Raw genomic sequence first — 18,419 nt, forward strand, 5'->3', positions numbered from 1 at the left:
GACCTTTATGAGCGGGTGAAAGTCGGAGCGAAAGTGATCGTGCTTCCGGCAACCGCTGCCCGTCGACCATCCCAGGGAGCGCCCGACGCTGCTTTCCGATCGCCGGACCCGGCATCGCCGTCGAACCGGCCCTCGGCAACCAACGCGCAGATGCTGTCATCTGAACCGAAGATCGCCGAGGTCCAGTAACTCAGTCCTCCGTCCTCGGTCTGCAACTGAGGACAAGGAGGCGATTCAAGTCGTCGCTTTCAAGTGAGTGTCTGGTCCTGAGCGGTAGTTCTGGAATGTCTGCTATCACGCCGCTATGGGCGGTTGAGCAGACGTAAACCAAGCCAAGCGACTTATGAATCCAAGTGCCGTAGGCCGGGTGAAGCGCTAGCGTAACCCGGGACTGGCCGCAGATGTTGATGCAGATGTCCCGGGTTGCGCTTCGCTCCACCCCGGCTACGGGGTTAGAGCGTTTTCGAGCGAAGTGGATACCGGTTCGCGTGAAGAAAACGCGTCAAAACAAGAATCTAGAGCGTCGGTTCTGATTCAATCAGAACCGAAAAATGCTCTAGTGAAGCAGGCGGTACTGGATGATGTAGGCGGCGGCGCCGGCGAAATAGCCGAGCAAGGCAAGGCCGCTGATGCGGCGGACGTACCAGAAGAAGTGGATCTTCTCCAAGCCCATCGCGGCGACGCCTGCCGCCGAGCCGATGATCAGGATCGATCCGCCGGTGCCGGCGCAGTAAGCGATGAACTCCCACAGGAAGCTGTCGGCGGGATGCTGCGTCAGGCTGTACATGCCCATCGTCGCCGCCACCAGCGGCACGTTGTCGATGACGGCGCTGAGAAGCCCGAGCGCGATGACGATGATGTCCTGGCGCCCGATGGTCGCATCCAGCCACCTGGCCAGTATTTCCAGAACATGGGTGTGCTCGAGCGCTGCGACCGACAGCAAGATCCCGACGAAGAAGACGATCGAGCCCATGTCGATCCGCGTCAGCGCGTGGAGGAGGGTGAGATGCTCCTTTTCGACTTGCTCCTTGTGTCGATGGATCAGTTCGCCAACCGTCCAGAGGATGCCCAGTCCAAAAAGGATTCCCATGAACGGCGGCAGGTGCGTCACGGCCTTGAAGGCGGGCACCGCGATCAGGATGCCGAGGCCGAGGTAGAACATCACGTTGCGCTCGAAGACGCTCGTCTCGGGCGTCTCACGCTCCACCTCTGCGAGCGCTGGAATTTCCTTGCCCCGCAAGAAATAGCAGACGACGAGGAGGGGGACGATCAAGTTGATCAGCGAAGCGAGGAAGACCCCCTTGATGATCGCGAGCGGCGTGATCTGTCCGCCGATCCACAGCATCGTGGTCGTCACGTCGCCGATCGGCGACCATGCGCCGCCTGCATTGGCCGCGATCACGATCATGGAGGCGAAGAACAGGCGATCGTCTGCATCGTCGAGCAGCTTCCGCATCAGCGATATCATCACGATCGTGGTCGTCAGATTGTCCAGGATCGCACTCAGGAAAAAGTTACGAAGCCGACCAGCCACATCAGGGTGACTTGCTTCCTGGTGCGGATCAGCGAGGTGATGACTTCAAAGCCGTTATGGGCATCGATCACCTCGACGATCGTCATGGCGCCGAGCAGGAAGAAGACGATCTGCGCGGTCGTGGAGACGGATTCGTTGAGCTGCTTGTCGATCAGGGCCGCGTCGCCGCTCGCGACGGCGTACACCGTCCAGAGCAGTCCGGCGCCCAGCAATGCGGAGGCTGACTTGTTGATCCCGATCGGGTGTTCCAGCGCGATCGCGGCGTAGGCGACGACAAAGATCGCGACGATTGCGGCCAACAAGACCTGATCCCCCCAAGCCCGTCCATACCGATCCCGATCGGCAGCCGTCCAGCAGCTTCGCCGCGGCTATTTGCCCGCGCACCCTCCGGAAGGGCACGGCCAGATCAGTTCGCCAGTTCAATTCTTGGGCTGACCAAAATCGAGCGGCGGCAGGTCGATCTGCGGCACCTCGATTTTCACCTTGGTCAGGTCGACGTCGAGCGGCTTGTCGAGCAGGGCCGTCACCGTGATCGGGAAGGCGATCACCAGCGCTACCATGATCGCCTGCAGTCCGATCCAGGGCATCGCGCCCCAATAGATGTCGGAGCTCTTCACTTCCTTCGGCGCCACGCCGCGCAGATAGAACAGCGCGAAGCCGAACGGCGGATGCAGGAACGACGTCTGCATGTTCACGCAGAGCATGACGCCGAACCAGATCAGGGCGGCATCGGGGCCGACGACCGGCGCCAGGATCTTCTGCGCGATCGGCGCGATCATCGGCAGGATGATGAAGGCGATCTCGAAGAAGTCGAGGAAGAAGGCCAGGAAGAAGATGAAGAGGTTGATGAAGATCAGGAAGCCCCACACGCCGCCGGGCAGCGATGTCAGATGGTGCTCGAGCCAGACGCCTCCGGAGACGCCGAGGAACACGACCGAGAAACAGGTCGAGCCGATCAGGATGAAGGTGACCATGCAGGTGATGCGCATGGTGGTCTCATAGCCCTGCTTGATCAGGTCGCGCAGGTCGGGAATGCGCACCGCCTCGAGGCAGATCCAGACCACCGCAAGATAGGTGATGGCGAACATGATCTTGAAGATCAGGTTCTCGCTGTAGAGGATCGCGACGATGGTGCCGATGCCTGCGGCGATGACGCCGGCGATCATCACCTTGTGGCCGGTCGAGCTGAAATCCTTGTGGTGGATCGCGGCGAGCACGATGGCGCCGACCGCGCCCATGGCGCCGGCTTCGGTCGGGGTCGCAAGGCCCATCATCATGGTGCCGAGCACGACGAAGATCAGCACCGCGGATGGGATGATGCCGAGCAGGCATTTCTTCCATAGCGCCCAGCCGGTCAGCGTGCGCGCTTCCTTTGGCACCGCCGGCACGTGGCTCGGCTTGATGATGCCCAGCACGAAGGTGTAGCTGGCGAACAGGAGGATCTGGAAGATCGACGGCCCCCAGGCGCCGAGATACATGTCGCCGACCGATTTGCCGAGCTGGTCGGCGAGCACGATCAGGACCAGCGACGGCGGCACCAGTTGGGTGATGGTGCCGGAGGCCGCCAGCACGCCGGTGATGTAGCGTATGTTGTAGCCATAGCGGATCATCACCGGCATCGAGATCAGCGCCATCGCGATCACCTGCGCCGCCACCGTGCCGGTGATCGCGCCCAGGATGAAGCCGACGATGATGACGGAATAGCCGAGGCCGCCGCGGATCGGGCCGAACAACTGGCCCATCGAATCCAGCATGTCCTCCGCAAGCCCGCACCGTTCCAGGATCGCGCCCATGAAGGTGAAGAAGGGGATCGCGAGCAGCAGCTCATTGGACAGCACGCTGCCGAAGATGCGGCCGGGGATCGCCTGCAGGAAGTTGAGGTCGAAGAAGCCGAGATAGATCGAGAGAAATCCGAACGAAAGCCCGACTGCGGCCAGCGTGAATGCCACGGGGTAGCCGATCAGCATGGCTATGATCATGCCACCGAACATCAGTGGCGGCATCATCTCCAGCGTAATCATTGGGTCGGCCTCTCGTACTTCGCGTCGATCGTCACATAGCCCTGCAGCGCCGCGATGCGCTTGATCACCTCCGAGACGCCTTGCAACGCCAGCATCACGAAACCCGCCGGAATGACGAACTTGATTGGCCAGCGGACCAGGCCGCCGGCATTGCTTGAGATCTCGCCGACCGCATAGGACTGGTAGAAGAATGGCCAGGACAAATAGGCGAGCAGCAGGCAGGCCGGGATCAGGAAGAACAGCGTGCCGATCAGGTCGAGCCAGAGCTGGCCGCGTTCGGACAGCATGAGATAGAAGATCTCGACCCGGACATGCTCATTGCGCTTGAAGGTGTAGGACGCGCCGAACATCACGAGGACGGCGAACATGTACCACTGCGCTTCGAGCCAGCCGTTCGAGCTATAGGAAAAGGCGTAGCGGATCATCGCATTGCCGGCGCTGACGAGACAGGCAATCAGCACCAGGAGGTTGCAGATATAGCCGATCTTCTCATTGAGCCGGTCGATGGCTGTACTCAATCCCATCAAAGGGCGCATTATGGTCTCCGCGGCTGCGCCAAACGCGCGCCGTTTGTGTCAACGAGCATCGCTACGCCACCGCGCCAACGCGCGTGGTGCCAAAGCTCACCTCTACGAGCGATTGCAATGCCAGTCCTCCCCGTCGGTGTGCTTCTGCCGTCTTGGCTGCACCGGGTAGGGCAGCGGCCTGTCCGGCCGAGCTGGCGTGAAAGCTGCCGCACCATTTCAGCGTGGGGTGATAAGGTCAATTGGAAAATGGGCAAATTGACGCGGCCCCAAGCCGCTGCATGGGCTTGGTGAATCCCGGGAGCTTTTCAGTGAAGGGCCCGCTAGAGCAGTGATGTCATTTGGTTGAATCGGCCTGGCCGCAAGTTCACCTCTCCCTTCGGGAGAGGTGAAGAGAGGCAGCGTCCATGGCGGACACAATTCGACCTCATCTCAACGAGTTCTGGGCCGAAATGGAGGCGGGCGGCCCTCAGCCGCCGGTGACGCTCATATGCCGGCTGACGCTGGGGCGGTTGTGGCGGCGATCAATGATGAAATCGTGCCCCTTCGGCTTCAACCCGATGGCGCGGTCGATCGCGGCCGACAAGAGCTCGTTGTCTGCCGACGCGCGCAGCGGTTTGCGCAAATCGGAGGCATCCTCGTGGCCAAGGCAGGTGTGCAGCGTGCCGGTGCAGGTGATGCGCACGCGGTTGCAGGATTCGCAGAAATTGTGGGTCATCGGCGTGATGAAGCCGAGCTTGCCGCCGGTCTCGCTGACCCGGACATAGCGGGCAGGGCCGCCGGTGCTCTCTTCGAGATCGGTCAGCGTGAATTGCTTTTCCAGCCGCGCGCGGAGAAGCGACAGCGGCACATACTGATCGATACGGCCGGCGCCGATATCGCCCATCGGCATCACCTCGATCAAGGTCAGCGCCATGCCCTTGCTGTGCGCCCACTGCATCAGCGAGGGGATCTCGTCCTCGTTCATGTTCTTGAGCGCCACCGCGTTGATCTTGACCGCAAGCCCCGCGGCCCGTGCCGCCTCGATCCCGGCCAGGACCTTGTCGATGTCGCCCCAGCGCGTGATCGCGCGGAACCTGTCGGCATCGAGCGTGTCGAGGGAGACGTTGATACGGCGCACGCCGCAATCGGCGAGTTCGCCGGCGAAGCGCGCGAGCTGTGAGCCGTTGGTGGTCAGCGTCAATTCATCGAGCGCGCCGCTGGCAAGATGCCGCGACAGCGAGCGCACCAGCGTCATCACGTTGCGCCGCACCAGGGGCTCCCCGCCGGTGAGGCGGAGCTTGCGCACGCCCTTGGCGATGAAGGCCGAGCACAGCCGGTCGAGCTCTTCCAGCGTCAGGAGATCGGCTTTCGGAAGAAAGGTCATGTCTTCCGACATGCAGTAGAAGCAGCGCAGGTCACAGCGGTCGGTGACGGAGACGCGCAGGTAGCGGATCGTCCGGCCGAACGGATCGGTCATCGGACGGAACAGGGATTCGGAGGGGGGAAGCGAAATTGCGCTCATTCACACGCCTTGCCAACGCCTTGCTCGACGGAGCCGGACGAAAGGGAAGTGGCTCCGCGAGCACAATCTAGGCAGCTTGTTACCGTCCGACAATGCGCGCCGTCAAATAGTGCAGTGCGAACGTGTAATTTAGAGCGTTTTCGAGCGAAGTGGACGCCGGTCCGCATAGCAATCAAGTTTACGCAGATTGCGTAGACTTATCCGCGCAGAAAACGCGTCAAAACAACAATCTGGAGCTTCGGTTCTGATTCAATCAGAACCGAATATGCTCTAGCGCTGCACCGGCGCGTTCGGATCCGGGAAAGGCGTACCGGCAGCGGTGGCCGGCTCGGCTGCGGGGGCTGCCGCAGCGGCGGCCGGCTTCGGCCGCTTCGGCCGTGGCTTGCGCGCCTTGGGCGGCGGAGCCGTGGGCTTCAGTTCCGCAACCACGGGATTTGGATCGACGACGGTCGATGCCGCGGTGGTGAGGTCGCCGGGGTTGCGGACCACCGTGACCGGAACCGTGGCCGATTCATACTTCGGCAGGTTGAAGGTGACGGAGAAGCCACTGTCGGGCGCTGCCACCGAGACGGTGCAGGGCGTTTTGCAGGCCGGTCCGACCGAGGTCACCGCGTCCGCGCCCGGAGGCGTCGATTCGAGCTGAACCTGGACCGGCGCAGGCGCCGACTTGAACGAATCCCAAGAAAAAGACGAACAGCCCGCCAGGCTTGCCCCGGCGACGGCAATCGCGATGACACGACGCATGATTGATCCACCTAACTGTGGCTGAGAGCCACAATCCCCGGCCGGACCATAGGAGGGTGGGCACTGCGGCGCAACGGCGCAGGGCGAATTCGCTAATCGATGGTTAATAAGGATGCGTGGCGTTGCAGAAAAGCAACGTTATCTCAGTAGGTTAAGAGATATTCACAGCCCTGGCGAGGCTGTCGACGGCCGCCGGCAGCTCCCGCATATGGCCGATCAGCCGATCCGGCTTCAATTCGGCAATAGGTATCTCGGTATAGCCGAATTCGACCCCGATCACCGGGATACCTGCCCGTCGGGCGACCCCGACATCCGGCCCGCCATCGCCGACCATGATTGCGGAGGATAGCTGTCCCTCCGCCCGCGCCACCGTTTGCCGGAGGATCGCGGGATCCGGTTTGGAGATTCCGAAGGTGTCCGCGCCGCAGATTGCAGCAAACCGGCCGCTCAGGCCGAGCTGATCGAGCAGGAGCTTTGACAGGAATTCGAGCTTGTTGGTGCAGACCGCAAAGCGGAACCCCTGCGCGGCGAGTTCGTCCAGGGCGTTTTCCAGGCCTTCGAACGGGCGCGATTCGTTGGCGATATGGGCGGCGTAATAGTCGATGAAATCCTTGGTCAGCCGGCTGACGTCGTCCGTGCTGATCTGGCGGCCCTCGACCTCGAGCGCGCGCTCGATCAATCTGCGTGCTCCGCCGCCGATCATGGTCCGCGCCGATTGCAGCGGCATCGGGGCCAAGCCCTCGCGGTCCAGCACGTAATTGAGCGCGCTGATCAGGTCGGGCGCGGTATCGACGAGGGTACCGTCGAGATCGAAAACGACAATGCCGGGAGAGTTCATCCTCCTTTGGCTATCGTTTCCGGCGCCGTCATGCAAGAGAAGAGGGCGGACTTCGCTGCGCATAGAGCATGATCCGGAAAAGTGGAGACCGGTTTTTCCCTCGCGACAAACGCGAAGCGTTTACGCGGGAAGATCATGCTCAAACAAAAAGATGAGATCATGATCCGATTACGTCGGATCATGATCGATGGGAGGGCGTCCATGCGTGAACTTGACGGCAGAACAGCCTTTGTCACCGGCGGGGCCAGCGGCATCGGCCTTGCGCTTGGTCGTGCGTTCGCGGAGGCCGGCATGAAGGTGATGCTCGCCGATATCGAGGCGGACGCGCTCGAACGCGCCGTCAAAAGTCTGGCTGAGTTTGGCTCGAGCGTCAGAGGCACGCTCTGCGATGTCGCCGATCCCGCAAGCGTCGAGGACGCCGCCGGCGCCGCGTTCGATGCGTTCGGCAATGTCCACATTGTCTGCAACAATGCCGGCGTCGCCGCCGGCGGCGGCATCGACGCGATCTCGCTCGAGAGCTGGCGCTGGGTGATCGATGTCAACCTGATGGGCGTCGTGCATGGCATCGCAAGCTTCCTGCCGCACATGCGCAAGCACGGCGAGGGCGGGCACATCGTCAACACCGCCTCGATGGCGGGGATAAACGGCGGCCTTGGCTTCAGCCCTTACTCGGCGACGAAGTTCGCGGTCGTCAGCATGTCCGAGGGGCTGGCCCTGCGGCTCAAGCCGCTTGGCATCGGCGTCAGCGTGCTGTGCCCGAGCTTCGTGCGGACCCGGATCGGCGAGAGCGGACGCAACCGCCCTCCGCGCTACGGTCCGACACCTGTGCTTGAGCCCGACAGCCCGGCGGCCGCCATGGTCGCGGAGATCGCGCGGCAGCTTGAGGCCGGCATCGATCCGGCCGATGTTGCCGCACGCGTCCTTGCCGCCATACGAGAGGATCGCCTCTATGTATTTACCCATCCCGGCATGCGGGCCGAGGTCGAGACTCGGTTTGGCGCGATCCTGGCCGCGATGGACGAGGTCTGAAAGTTAATCTTTCGGTAGAGGACGAAGCGTCGCGTCGCCGGAAGAAAGCGCGGAAAAACAGCGCACTGGCGCCGGGTTCTGATCGAATATTAAAACTGCATTGCGCGGCCGTATAAGGCACTATTGGCGCTGTCCCTGCGCGCAAAAGGCGGCTAGATATGCGCCGCCGGAGCGGGGATGGGGCCGCTCCCAAGCCTTGACAACTGGTCCCGCGAACAAGTTCTGGGAAATCGTCGCACGTGGACATGGACGGATTGAAACGACAGGCCGCCGCGCGCGCCCTGCAAGAGGTGCGCGACGGCATGAAGCTCGGGCTCGGCACCGGGTCGACCGCCAAGCATTTCGTCGACCTGCTCGGCGAGAAGGTGCGCGGTGGCATGAAGGTCGTGGGCGTGCCGACCTCGGAGGCGACCCGCGCGCAGGCGGAAGCCTGCGGAATTGCGCTCGCCACACTGGACGAGATCGACCATCTCGATCTCACGGTCGACGGCGCCGACGAGGTCGATCCCGCGCTCAACCTGATCAAGGGCGGCGGTGGCGCGCTGCTCCGCGAGAAGATCGTGGCGGCCGCATCCGATCGCATGGTCGTGATCGCCGATGAGAGCAAATGGGTGGATCCTCTCGGCCGTTTCCCGCTGCCGATCGAGGTGATCCCGTTCGGCCTCGCGGCGACCAAGGCGGCGATCGCCAAGGCCTTTGCGGAGGCCGGCGTTGCCGGCCAGATGGTGCCGCGGACGGCCAAGGATGGCCACGTTTTTGTCACCGATGGCGGCCACTGGATTGTCGACGCCCATCTGGGACGGATAGGGGATGCGCCGCGCCTGGCGGGACTGCTGAGCGTGATCCCGGGCGTTGTCGAGCACGGGTTGTTCATCGGTCTCGCCGGCACGGTCGTGCTGGCGGGCGCGCAGGGAATTCGCGTTGTTGAACGGCGCTGACGCCGTAAATTCTGGGAGAATTAGAATGACGAGCTTTGCACGGATTTTGTCGGCCACGGGCCTCGGATTGGCTGTGGCCCTGACCGCCGTATCGGTGAGCGCGCAGCAGAAGGCGCCGGCTCCCGCGGCGGCGCCCGCGCTGAAGGAAGGCTCGCCGGCGGCGATCGCAGCGGCCAAGGAAATCCTCAAGATGAAGAACGCGAGCGCGATGTACGCCAACGCCGTTCCCAACATCGTGCTGCAGACCAAGGAAAGCCTGCTGCAGTCCAACCTCAACTACCAGAAGGACCTCAACGAGGTCGCCACCATCGTCGCCAAGAACCTGGCCGGCCGCGAGCAGGAGATCGGCGATGGCATGGCCAAGGTCTATGCCAACGAATTCACCGAGCAGGAACTGAAGGACCTCGTCACCTTCTACAAGTCGCCGCTGGGCCAGAAGCTGCTCGCCAGCGAGCCCCGGGCAATCCAGTTCTCGATGTCCTATATGAACCAGTGGGCGCAGCAGTTCGCCGAGACTGTGAACGCCCAGTTCCGGGCCGAGATGCGCAAGCGCGGCAAGGAGATCTAATTCTCTGGAGTAGGACATAGAGCGCCATGGCTGAATACGACGTCGATCTGTTCGTCATCGGGGGCGGTTCGGGCGGGGTTCGCGCCGCCCGTATCGCCGCCGGCCATGGTGCCAAGGTCATGGTCGCCGAAGAGTACCGGATGGGCGGTACCTGCGTGATCCGCGGCTGCGTGCCGAAAAAGCTGTTCGTGATCGGCTCGCACGTCCAGCAGGAGATCGAGGATGCCGCCGGCTTCGGCTGGACCATCCCGCAAGCCTCGTTCGACTGGCCGACGCTCGTCGCCAACAAGGACAAGGAAATTGCGCGGCTGGAGGCGGCCTATACCACCAATGTCGAAAAATCCGGCGCGCATATCGTCAAGACGCGGGCAATCTTCGAGGACGCGCACACGCTGCGTCTTGCGACCGGCGAGACGGTCAAGGCCAAGTACGTGCTGATTGCGACCGGCGGCGCGCCCAACCATGGGCCCGTGATTCCCGGTATCGAGCACGTGATCTCGTCCAACGAGGCGTTTCACCTTCCCGAATTGCCGCGGCGCATCGTGATCCAGGGCGGCGGCTACATCGCGCTGGAATTCGCCGGCATCTTCGCCGGCTTCGGCTCGGACGTCACCGTGATCTACCGCGGCGACAACATCCTGCGCGGCTTCGACGAGGACGTCCGAGAGCATGTGCGCGCCGAGATGGAGAAGCGCGGCATCACCATCCTGACCGGCTGCACCGTTACCAAGGTCGATCGTCACGGCAAGGAATTCACCACGCATCTGTCCAACGGCTCGAGCCTCGCCTCCGAGAAGGTGATGTTCGCGATCGGCCGGCATCCGAACGTCGCCAATCTCGGCCTGGAGAAGGCGGGCGTCGCCATCAATCCGGACAATGGCGGCATCGCGGTCGATGCCTGGTCGAAAAGCTCGGTGCCGAACATCTACGCCATCGGCGACGTCACCCATCGCCACAACCTGACGCCGGTCGCGATCCGCGAGGGCCACGCCTTCGCCGACACCGTGTTCGGCAAGCGCCCGGTCCAGGTCGACCACGCCAGCATTCCGACCGCGGTGTTCTCGCAGCCGGAGGTCGGCACCGTGGGTCTGACGGAGGCCGAGGCGCGCGCGCAATTCAGCCACGTCGACATCTACAAGACCAGTTTCCGACCCATCAAGGCGACGATGTCAGGCCGCGATACCCGCGTGCTGATGAAGCTCGTGGTCGACGGCGTAAGCGACCGCGTGCTTGGCTGTCACATCGTCGGCGATTGCGCCGCCGAGACCATCCAGGTGGTCGCGATCGCGGTGAAGATGAAAGCGACCAAGGCCGACTTCGACGCGACCATCGCGCTACACCCCACCGCCGCCGAAGAACTCGTGACCATGCGCACGCCAAGCGCGCGGTACGTCAGGCAGGCCGCGGAGTAGTACTCCGCTCGTCATTCCGGGGCGCGCGAAGCGCGAGCCCGAAATCCGTCTTGCCATTCGCGTCCGCGGTCCGATGGATTCCGGCCCTGCGTGCTGCGCACGCATCCCGGAATGACGAGGGCGGAGGGGCAACGCTCCCGTCTCACTGCACAAGGCTGCGCACCGCCCACAGCCCTCCGAACACGGTGCGCAGCGGGGGCGATCCGGCCATGACACCGGAAACTTGAATGCCCATGCGACGCATTTTGCTTCCGCGGCGGCGCCTCCGCGCCAGCAAGCGCTCAAGAACCTTTCCGGAGTTCGGCGATTAGGCGAACGAGGAAGCCCCTCAAAACCTGCGGAGAGTTCCATGCAAGTCCAGGAAATGATCAGTCGGCACCCACGGGCCCATGGCCAGGGCGATGGCCTGCTCGTCCGCTGCATCGAGGAATGCTATTCCTGCGCCCAGATCTGCACGTCTTGCGCCGACGCCTGCCTCGCCGAGGACATGGTCAAGTCGCTGACGCAATGCATCCGCCTCAATCTCGACTGCGCAGACGTCTGCAATATCACCGGCAGGATGGCCACCCGTCAGACCGGCTGGGACGACGAAATGATCCGCCGCATGCTGCACACTTGCGCCGCTGCCTGCCGGCTCTGCGCCGACGAATGCCAGAAGCACGCAGGCGAGCACGAGCATTGCCGCATCTGCGCCGACGCCTGCCGCCGCTGCATGCAGGCCTGTGACGAGGCCGGACGCAGCATGGCGCATTGACGGAACTGACCCGACAGCCATCTGTCGACGCGGCTGCTCATCGCCTTGCCGCAGGAACGAAGCGGCCGGTATTGGCTTATCAGAACAGGAGTTTTGGTTTCGAGCAGAGCGGCGAGGACCACATGCTCGCCCTGTCCATCATATGGAGCTGTCCAAACTGTCATCTGCCGCTGACGCACGTGGAGACAGTTTGGGACATGGAGAAAAGAGAGCGTATTCGGATATTCGAGTGTGGTCGCTGCACCGAATTGATCTGGGAGGATTCGTCGTGCGCGGTGGCCGCTTCACGCGCGAAGCGCTCGACTGTCCGTCAGCCTCACCACGTTACGCGAAAGGCCACCTTGGGCCCATAGCGGGGAGAAATCTCACCTGCCAGGAGCATCGGCCGCGCTGCGGGGGCTCCCGCCAGCCGCCATCCGAGAGCCTGTCCGTATCCGGCTAACCGGGGCGGTCGAGTATCTCGCGGACGCGCAAAGCAAGCTTTGCTTGGGATACGGGCTTTTCCAGGAGATCGACCCCTTGATCCAGCCGGCCTTGGTGCACAATGGCGTTGCGCGAATAGCCGGTCATATAGAGGATTTTGAGTTCCGGCCGGATTTGGATCGCTCGTTTGCCCAGTTCCCTGCCGTTCATGCCGGGCATCACCACGTCCGTCAGCATGAGATTGATGTGCGGCTGATCCTGCAGCAGCAGCGTGAGCGCCGCTTGCGCGCTTGGAGCGGTGAGCACGCGATAGTTCAGGTCGCGCAGCAGCTCACCTACATAGGCGCGGAGATCTTCGTCGTCCTCAACAACAAGGATTGTCTCAACCGTGTCGCCTTCGGCGAAAGGCTCGCTGATCTCTTCCGCTTCCATGACCGCGCCATGGTGGCGCGGGAAATACATCTTGATGGTTGTTCCCTGTCCCACCTCGCTGTAGATCTTGACGTGTCCGCCCGACTGCTTGACGAATCCGTAGACTTGGCTGAGACCGAGGCCCGTGCCGTGGCCGGCTTCCTTTGTCGTGAAGAAGGGCTCGAAGGCGTGATGCAGCACGTCCTGGTTCATGCCCACGCCGTTGTCGGTGACGCATACGACCACATACTGGCCCGGCGTCAGCTCGGGATTGCGTGAGCAATATTCCTCGTCGGCGGCGACGTTCACCGCTTCGATCGTGAGCTTGCCGCCCTCCGGCATGGCATCGCGCGCGTTGATCGCGAGGTTGACGAGCGCCGATTCCAGGTGGTTGGGATCGACCTCCACCTGCCAGAGGCCGGCGCTGCCGACGGTCTGCACTTCGATCCGCTCACCAAGGGTCCGCTGCAGGAAGTCCTGCAGGCCGGCCAGGAAGTTGTTGAGGTTGATCGACCTGGGGTCAAGCGCCTGACGGCGCGAGAAAGCGAGCAGCCTGCTGGTCAGCGCGGCCGCACGTTGGGCGCCGCGCTTGGCGTGAGCGAGCGCGCGTTGGATGCTGCTGTTGGCCGGAACCTGCTTGAGATGGCGTTCGGCGGTTTCGAGATTGCCCATCACGATCATCAAGAGGTTGTTGAAATCGTGCGCGATGCCGCCGCTGAGCTGACCGACCGCTTCGAGCTTCTGCGAGGCGACCAGCTGGCTTTGAATTTCCGCCAGCTTATCCTGGGCCTCCTTGCGCTCGCTGATGTCCCGCGTGACCTTGGCAAATCCGATCAATTCGCCGTTCTCGTCGGTGATCCTGTCGATCACGACGGAGGCCCAGAACTTCGAGCCATCCTTGCGGATTCGCCAGCCCTCGGCCTCGAACCGGCCTTGGCGCGCGGCCTGCTCCAGCGCCTTCTTCGGAATCTCGAGGGCGCGATCCTCTTCGCTGTAGAAGCGTGAGAAATGCTGGCCGATGATCTCGTCCGGCTCGTAGCCCTTGATCCGCTGCGCACCGGGGTTCCAGGTAACGATGTTGCCAGCAGCATCGAGCTGGAAGATCGCATAATCGACGACCGCCTCGATCAACCTCCGATAGCGCTGCTCGCTCTCCAGGAGCCTCTGGTGGGCCTCCTGCCGCTCGGTGATGTCGCGGGTCAGCTTGGCGAAGCCAAGCAGCCTTCCTTGTTCATCCTTGATGGCATCGAGCACGACCATTGCCCAGAACCTGCTGCCGTCCTTGCGCACCCGCCAGCCTTCGGCGGTGAACCGTCCTTTCTCGCGGGCGGTGGCGAGCGCCCGTTCTGGCAGCCCAGCGTCGCGATCCTCGGGTGGGTAGAACATCGAGAACGATTTTCCGATGATTTCATCGGCGCGGTAGCCCTTCAGGCGCGCGGCGCCGGAATTCCAGCTCGCGATCGTGCCATCCGGCTCGACCATGTAGATGGCGTAGTCGACAATAGCGTCGATGAGGAGTTGAAGGCGTTCAGCGTCCGCTATCTGGTTTACGGGGTGTTCCATGCTTGGGAAGGCTGCTCGCGTGTCGAGGCATACTCGGTCGGAGTGATTGGGGCCGTGCAGGTTCTGCGCTACACGATTGGCGGTGTTGCTGACAATAATAGCAGTAGCTCCAGCTAGTTCCGCTATCGGCCAAACGGCTTACCGTGACCGGTAGGCAGTGATGATCGACCGGTCCGGTTCACCCCTAGCGACGGCCGCATAGATATAGGTTGTGGCGCGAGTCGGCGGCGGCTGTGCGCATGACGTGCCGGACTATTGACACCCCTTGTGAGTCCGCCAGGCCTCCGGTCCCCAGCTCATGCGGAGCTGCTTGCGTTGGCGCGGATGGAAAGCGAGGAAATCTGGTTCCGGAATTAACCTGAATCCGCAGCATCAAGCTTAATTCCGGTATTGTGCTGCGGCCGGGAAATGTTGGCACTAGGTTGCGGTATGCCAAACCGCAACCGCCGCAATGAGCCGCCATCAGCGCCCTGGATCAGAAACGATCTGCGCGCCCAGTACGAAGAGATTCTTCGCCTGCGGGCCAAGTTGAAGCGCTTGCTCGCGAAGAAGAAGCGCGGCCAATCGAAGCGACGGTCCAGCCACCATTAAAGCGAAGGGACGAGCTATGATGTGCTCTTGCACATCAGAGAATCCATTAGGCCACAAGCGTGAACGGCGAAATGGACTCAATGCCGGACTTGGGCAAAATGCGATCTCACTCTCGTGGAATTTGTGCACCCGGCGCGGCGTGACTGTGAGGCCTCCTTTCCGGCGGCGACACAATGCAATCGATTCTACGGCACATAGCCTTGTAGCAATCGCATGCCGCTGCTTCGAGCCGCGGTCTGTCAATCTCAATCAGACCCCGCCGATTGGACCGGATGGCGCGCGACACCCGAAGCTTGTGCACGACCTGCGTCACGGTCGTTCGCCGCACGCCGAGCAACATCGAAAGTTCCTCCTGCGTCACCGGCAGGATGTCACCATGAATTCTATCGTGGATGTGGAGCAGCCACCGCGCCAAGCGGGCGTCGACCGAGTGCAGCGCATTGCAGGCGCCCACGTACTGGAATTGCGTCATCAGGACCCCGGTGTGGGCCCAAACCAAATCCCTGATCGCGCCACTGTGGCTGAAGGCCGCATGAAATCTTGCCGGAGAAATCTGCAACGCTGTCCCAGCGACGAGCACGATCGCGGTCGCCTCAGAGCGGGTGGGGCCCAGCGCCGACATCAGCCCCGCGGCTGCCTCATTCCCGATGACAGCGGTTGCCACCGTTTGTCCGTTGGGCATGTCCAGCATGAACGAAATCGTCGCGCTGCATGGGAAATAGATCTGCTCAATTCGCTCCGTCGATCGTATCAGAACCTCGTCGCGTTCAAGCGATACGTTTCGGAGGTAGGGAGCGAGCAAACTATCTGCCGGCGGCAGTGCAGCTAACAGTCGATTACCAACGCTGGTAGGGTGCTCCATCACGGGAAAGCTCCTTCCCTCGACGGACGCGCGGCTCTCTGCAGAGGAGAATTTCAGGGGCCAGGCTGCGGTGCCGCGCCTGATGGTCTTTCATTTCGCTAAGGTGTCCTGCTTGAAACGCAGTGGTGGTAGCTTGGCAGCCTCTTCGCGAAGCGCCTTAGCGTCCGCAACCGGCGGGAGCACAACCGATCTCTCGGTTACCGACGCCCGCGAATAAACGCCACCAGCAACGCTAAAACTATGCTCCTAAATCCAAAATCGCGCTAGCCCTCCACGATGAACGATTTCGTAAGAACCTCGGGGCGTTTTGATCTGGATCAAGCTCGGCGGATGGGGCTGTGAACTCGTGGAAGGCTTTGATCTAAGTCAAACGAAATGCAGGCTCGCAACGAAAACTGTTGATGGTGCTGGTCCCCGTTGGCGCGGGCATCTCTGCCGGAGCTATCGGATCGACGGCACTCCATAATCGGGAGGATGCCCATGGCTCGTTACGGTCTCATCGGCTTCGCGGCAGCCATTCTTGTCGCTGCCAGTTTGGTTCCAGATGACGCTTTTGCCCGCCGTGGTGGAGGTGGAGGGCTCCGTGCCGGTGGATTTCATGGCGGCGGCATGCGCGGCGCCCAGTTCCGGGGCGGGGCTGTTCATGCCGGGCGCGTCGGCGGATACAGAGTCGCCGGACGGGGATACGGATATCGGCCAATAGCGGGGCGCCCGGTCGCCCGCGCGGCAGTTGCCGGAGGGGTTTACCGCAATGCGGCATATCGCGGGGCGTGGAGAGGGGCGGCCTATGGCCTCGGTGCGGCAGCGGTAGGAGCTGCCGCGGCCGGAGCCTACGGCTACTACGGCGGCTACAATAGCTGCTCCTACGACACCTACGGCAATTGGGTCTGCCCGGGTCAGTATCCTTACGGATATCGATACTGACGAACACCACCCATTGCGGACGGCAGTTCGGTAACGCGGCTGCCGCCTGCTCTCAGTTGAGGTTGATCTAACATGGCCGACACTCCCAAGCTCTCAGTTGAGAAAGCGCTTGAAAAGCTGCGCGGCAGCGAGTCGCCGAAATCGAAGAACGAGCGGTTCGGCGAAAAAATGGAGGAGCTCGACGAGGAGATAAAGCGCATGAGGGCGCAGAGGCTTCGCCTCGATCAGAACCGGCGCAAGCAGGATTGAGCGCGGTACCAGCGGCCGTTGAGCGGGTTCGTGTCACTCAGATCGGCTCGTGCGATCCGGGTGGCACCATATACAGCGTCATGGCGAAGATCGCGTAGATGAATAGCAGCAAGGCACCAATAAACCATGCTGACCGTCCGCTGTTGGTGATGAAGCAGGATGTAACGGTGGCGATCATCACCATGGTGACGGCGCCCGGCCAGAACTGCAGGTCCATTGGTTTCGGACCGATAACGTAGCTGAGAAGCACCAGTACCGGCGCAACAAACAGGGCAATCTGCGAGGCGCTTCCGAGCGCAATGCTGACGCTCATATCGAGGCGGTTCTTGCGGGCCGCAGAAAACGCCACCGCCATTTCCGCCGCAGCACCGACAAGCGCGACGATGATGAAGCCGACGAACGCAGGGCTTATCCCCAAAGTCTCTCCTGCCTTCTGCACGGAACCAACGAATATCTCGCTCACCAGGGCAACCAGCACCGTGACGACGATGAGTGTGCCGATCGCTAGTCCGATCGGCCAACCAGCTCCGCCCGCCTCGCCGTGATCCTCGCTCGCGAAGAGTTCCTTGTGCGTCTTGAGCGAGAACAGCAGGCCCAGCGCGTAGGCAAGTATGAGCAATACGGCAAGGCCTGCACTGAGCTTCTGTGCCATCACCGCGCCTCGTGCCAGATCGAGGTCGGCGACCGCTGCCGGTGCGAGCAGAGCGATCGTAGCCATCAACAGCAATGCCGAATACAGCCTTCCTCCGGCGCGATTGTAGTCCTGAACGTGATGCCTGAGCCCGCCGAGCAGAAATGAAGCTCCCAGCATGAACAGCGAATTGGTGACGATGGCGCCAGCGATCGATGCTTTCACCAGCATGTACTCTCCAGCGCGTAGCGCGGCTATCGCGATGATCAGCTCGGTTAGATTTCCTAACGTGGCGTTGAGCAGGCCACCTATCGCATCACCCGTCTTTTCAGCAACGCTCTCGGTTGCGTGACTAAGCAGAGCGGCAAGCGGTACGATAGCCAGGACAGCGAGTACAAAGAGGACTGTGTGGGCGGAAGGCGCCGTTCTTTCGACCACGAGCACGACAGGCACGAAAACCAGCATCCAGAGCAGCGGATTGTGCCTGATTTCCTTGAGCAGAAGGTTCATTGTTCTACCCCTCCGCAAGCAGTCGACGGCACGTTTCTGAGCGCAGAGCCCCGTTTGTTATTGATCTAGCTCAAGGCGGGACTCTTCAGCTTCCCGATGCCCTCTGCATGACGGGCTGCTCACCCCCGTCATTCCGGGGCGCGCCTCTTGGCGCGAGCCTGGAATCCATTCGTCCACTTGCGCCGGTGGTGAAATGGATTCCGGGCTCGATGCTGGCGCATCGCCCCGGAATGACGGCGGAGAAAAATTCGCCAGCGATTTCAACCTGATTTGCCTCGTCCACTCCTGCAGCGAAAAACATTCCGCTTCCGTCGTCGGGCAAATCAGTGATTTAACTCCGCGCGTCTCACGGCGGATGAGGGGCGGGTCGCGATCGTCACGAACGTTGC

16 protein-coding genes and 2 pseudogenes are annotated in these 18,419 nt (G+C 62.2%); 8 read left to right on the forward strand and 10 right to left on the reverse strand.

The features are described from left to right. Nucleotides 1–189, forward strand: a pseudogene (locus ACZXDY_RS40435) (L,D-transpeptidase); the annotation flags it as partial. A gap of 367 nt (nt 190–556) precedes the next feature. On the opposite strand, the pseudogene nhaD reads toward ACZXDY_RS40435, so the two are convergent. The 6 genes and pseudogenes from nhaD to gph all read right to left on the reverse strand — a co-directional run bounded on the left by nhaD (nt 557) and on the right by gph (nt 7,165). Continuing rightward, nucleotides 557–1,836 (reverse strand): annotated as a pseudogene (nhaD, locus tag ACZXDY_RS40440) (sodium:proton antiporter NhaD). A gap of 117 nt (nt 1,837–1,953) precedes the next feature. After that, nucleotides 1,954–3,555 (reverse strand): TRAP transporter large permease, encoded by a 1,602-nt coding sequence (locus tag ACZXDY_RS40445; RefSeq protein WP_464349329.1) that lies wholly within the window; start codon nt 3,553–3,555, stop codon nt 1,954–1,956. Beyond that, entirely contained in the window at nt 3,552–4,091 is a 540-nt protein-coding gene (locus ACZXDY_RS40450; protein ID WP_028166533.1) for a TRAP transporter small permease subunit, read from the reverse strand. Before ACZXDY_RS40450 ends, ACZXDY_RS40445 begins: the two co-directional genes overlap by 4 nt. A 457-nt stretch (nt 4,092–4,548) precedes the next feature. Continuing rightward, nucleotides 4,549–5,583, reverse strand: coding sequence for a GTP 3',8-cyclase MoaA (gene moaA, locus ACZXDY_RS40455; RefSeq protein WP_464349330.1), 1,035 nt, complete (start codon nt 5,581–5,583; stop codon nt 4,549–4,551). 270 nt (nt 5,584–5,853) lie between these two features. Continuing rightward, nucleotides 5,854–6,327, reverse strand: coding sequence for a hypothetical protein (locus tag ACZXDY_RS40460; protein WP_464349331.1), 474 nt, complete (start codon nt 6,325–6,327; stop codon nt 5,854–5,856). Nucleotides 6,328–6,478: 151 nt separating this feature from the next. Continuing rightward, complete coding sequence (gene gph / locus ACZXDY_RS40465) at nt 6,479–7,165, reverse strand: phosphoglycolate phosphatase (protein WP_130228070.1); 687 nt, start codon at nt 7,163–7,165, stop codon at nt 6,479–6,481. A 201-nt stretch (nt 7,166–7,366) separates the two neighbouring features. Here gph and ACZXDY_RS40470 point away from each other — a divergent pair, with 201 nt between their 5' ends. The 5 genes from ACZXDY_RS40470 to ACZXDY_RS40490 all read left to right on the forward strand — a co-directional run bounded on the left by ACZXDY_RS40470 (nt 7,367) and on the right by ACZXDY_RS40490 (nt 11,866). Next, the gene (locus tag ACZXDY_RS40470; protein ID WP_464349332.1) at nt 7,367–8,194 is read left to right on the forward strand and encodes an SDR family NAD(P)-dependent oxidoreductase; all 828 of its coding nucleotides are present in this window, start codon (nt 7,367–7,369) and stop codon (nt 8,192–8,194) included. A 245-nt stretch (nt 8,195–8,439) separates the two neighbouring features. Then, nucleotides 8,440–9,132, forward strand: a complete 693-nt coding sequence (gene rpiA, locus ACZXDY_RS40475) for a ribose-5-phosphate isomerase RpiA (protein ID WP_464349333.1) — start codon at nt 8,440–8,442, stop codon at nt 9,130–9,132. 25 nt (nt 9,133–9,157) lie between these two features. Further along, entirely contained in the window at nt 9,158–9,700 is a 543-nt protein-coding gene (locus tag ACZXDY_RS40480; RefSeq protein ID WP_464349334.1) for a DUF2059 domain-containing protein, read from the forward strand. Nucleotides 9,701–9,726: 26 nt separating this feature from the next. Further along, on the forward strand, nt 9,727–11,112 hold the full coding sequence (gene gor, locus ACZXDY_RS40485) for a glutathione-disulfide reductase (RefSeq protein WP_464349335.1): 1,386 nt from the start codon (nt 9,727–9,729) through the stop codon (nt 11,110–11,112). Nucleotides 11,113–11,461: 349 nt separating this feature from the next. Then, complete coding sequence (locus ACZXDY_RS40490; RefSeq protein WP_028166525.1) at nt 11,462–11,866, forward strand: four-helix bundle copper-binding protein; 405 nt, start codon at nt 11,462–11,464, stop codon at nt 11,864–11,866. Nucleotides 11,867–12,304: 438 nt separating this feature from the next. Here ACZXDY_RS40490 and ACZXDY_RS40495 read toward each other — a convergent pair whose 3' ends face one another. Beyond that, nucleotides 12,305–14,263 (reverse strand): hybrid sensor histidine kinase/response regulator, encoded by a 1,959-nt coding sequence (locus ACZXDY_RS40495; protein ID WP_464349336.1) that lies wholly within the window; start codon nt 14,261–14,263, stop codon nt 12,305–12,307. Nucleotides 14,264–14,960: 697 nt separating this feature from the next. Next, on the reverse strand, nt 14,961–15,716 hold the full coding sequence (locus ACZXDY_RS40500; RefSeq protein ID WP_464349337.1) for a Crp/Fnr family transcriptional regulator: 756 nt from the start codon (nt 15,714–15,716) through the stop codon (nt 14,961–14,963). 480 nt (nt 15,717–16,196) lie between these two features. Here ACZXDY_RS40500 and ACZXDY_RS40505 point away from each other — a divergent pair, with 480 nt between their 5' ends. Both ACZXDY_RS40505 and ACZXDY_RS40510 read left to right on the forward strand, forming a co-directional pair. Continuing rightward, on the forward strand, nt 16,197–16,640 hold the full coding sequence (locus tag ACZXDY_RS40505; RefSeq protein WP_464349338.1) for a hypothetical protein: 444 nt from the start codon (nt 16,197–16,199) through the stop codon (nt 16,638–16,640). 72 nt (nt 16,641–16,712) lie between these two features. Next, on the forward strand, nt 16,713–16,889 hold the full coding sequence (locus ACZXDY_RS40510; protein WP_196237355.1) for a hypothetical protein: 177 nt from the start codon (nt 16,713–16,715) through the stop codon (nt 16,887–16,889). A gap of 37 nt (nt 16,890–16,926) precedes the next feature. Here the strand turns inward: ACZXDY_RS40510 and cax are convergent, their stop codons facing one another. Beyond that, a complete protein-coding gene (gene cax / locus ACZXDY_RS40515) occupies nt 16,927–18,030 on the reverse strand; it encodes a calcium/proton exchanger (RefSeq protein ID WP_464349339.1) in 1,104 nt (367 codons plus the stop codon). 57 nt (nt 18,031–18,087) lie between these two features. Beyond that, nucleotides 18,088–18,419 (reverse strand): hypothetical protein (locus tag ACZXDY_RS40520; RefSeq protein ID WP_464349340.1); only part of this gene is annotated, 332 nt, incomplete at its 5' end.

Source organism: Bradyrhizobium sp. LeoB3, assembly GCF_055456055.1.

Coding starts and splice junctions, on each gene's coding strand:
- ACZXDY_RS40445 (WP_464349329.1), bottom strand. CDS start 3,555: ATGATTACGCTGGAGATGATGCCGCCACTGATGTTCGGTGGCATGATC.
- ACZXDY_RS40450 (WP_028166533.1), bottom strand. CDS start 4,091: ATGCGCCCTTTGATGGGATTGAGTACAGCCATCGACCGGCTCAATGAG.
- moaA (WP_464349330.1), bottom strand. CDS start 5,583: ATGAGCGCAATTTCGCTTCCCCCCTCCGAATCCCTGTTCCGTCCGATG.
- ACZXDY_RS40460 (WP_464349331.1), bottom strand. CDS start 6,327: ATGCGTCGTGTCATCGCGATTGCCGTCGCCGGGGCAAGCCTGGCGGGC.
- gph (WP_130228070.1), bottom strand. CDS start 7,165: ATGAACTCTCCCGGCATTGTCGTTTTCGATCTCGACGGTACCCTCGTC.
- ACZXDY_RS40470 (WP_464349332.1), top strand. CDS start 7,367: ATGCGTGAACTTGACGGCAGAACAGCCTTTGTCACCGGCGGGGCCAGC.
- rpiA (WP_464349333.1), top strand. CDS start 8,440: ATGGACGGATTGAAACGACAGGCCGCCGCGCGCGCCCTGCAAGAGGTG.
- ACZXDY_RS40480 (WP_464349334.1), top strand. CDS start 9,158: ATGACGAGCTTTGCACGGATTTTGTCGGCCACGGGCCTCGGATTGGCT.
- gor (WP_464349335.1), top strand. CDS start 9,727: ATGGCTGAATACGACGTCGATCTGTTCGTCATCGGGGGCGGTTCGGGC.
- ACZXDY_RS40490 (WP_028166525.1), top strand. CDS start 11,462: ATGCAAGTCCAGGAAATGATCAGTCGGCACCCACGGGCCCATGGCCAG.
- ACZXDY_RS40495 (WP_464349336.1), bottom strand. CDS start 14,263: ATGGAACACCCCGTAAACCAGATAGCGGACGCTGAACGCCTTCAACTC.
- ACZXDY_RS40500 (WP_464349337.1), bottom strand. CDS start 15,716: ATGGAGCACCCTACCAGCGTTGGTAATCGACTGTTAGCTGCACTGCCG.
- ACZXDY_RS40505 (WP_464349338.1), top strand. CDS start 16,197: ATGGCTCGTTACGGTCTCATCGGCTTCGCGGCAGCCATTCTTGTCGCT.
- ACZXDY_RS40510 (WP_196237355.1), top strand. CDS start 16,713: ATGGCCGACACTCCCAAGCTCTCAGTTGAGAAAGCGCTTGAAAAGCTG.
- cax (WP_464349339.1), bottom strand. CDS start 18,030: ATGAACCTTCTGCTCAAGGAAATCAGGCACAATCCGCTGCTCTGGATG.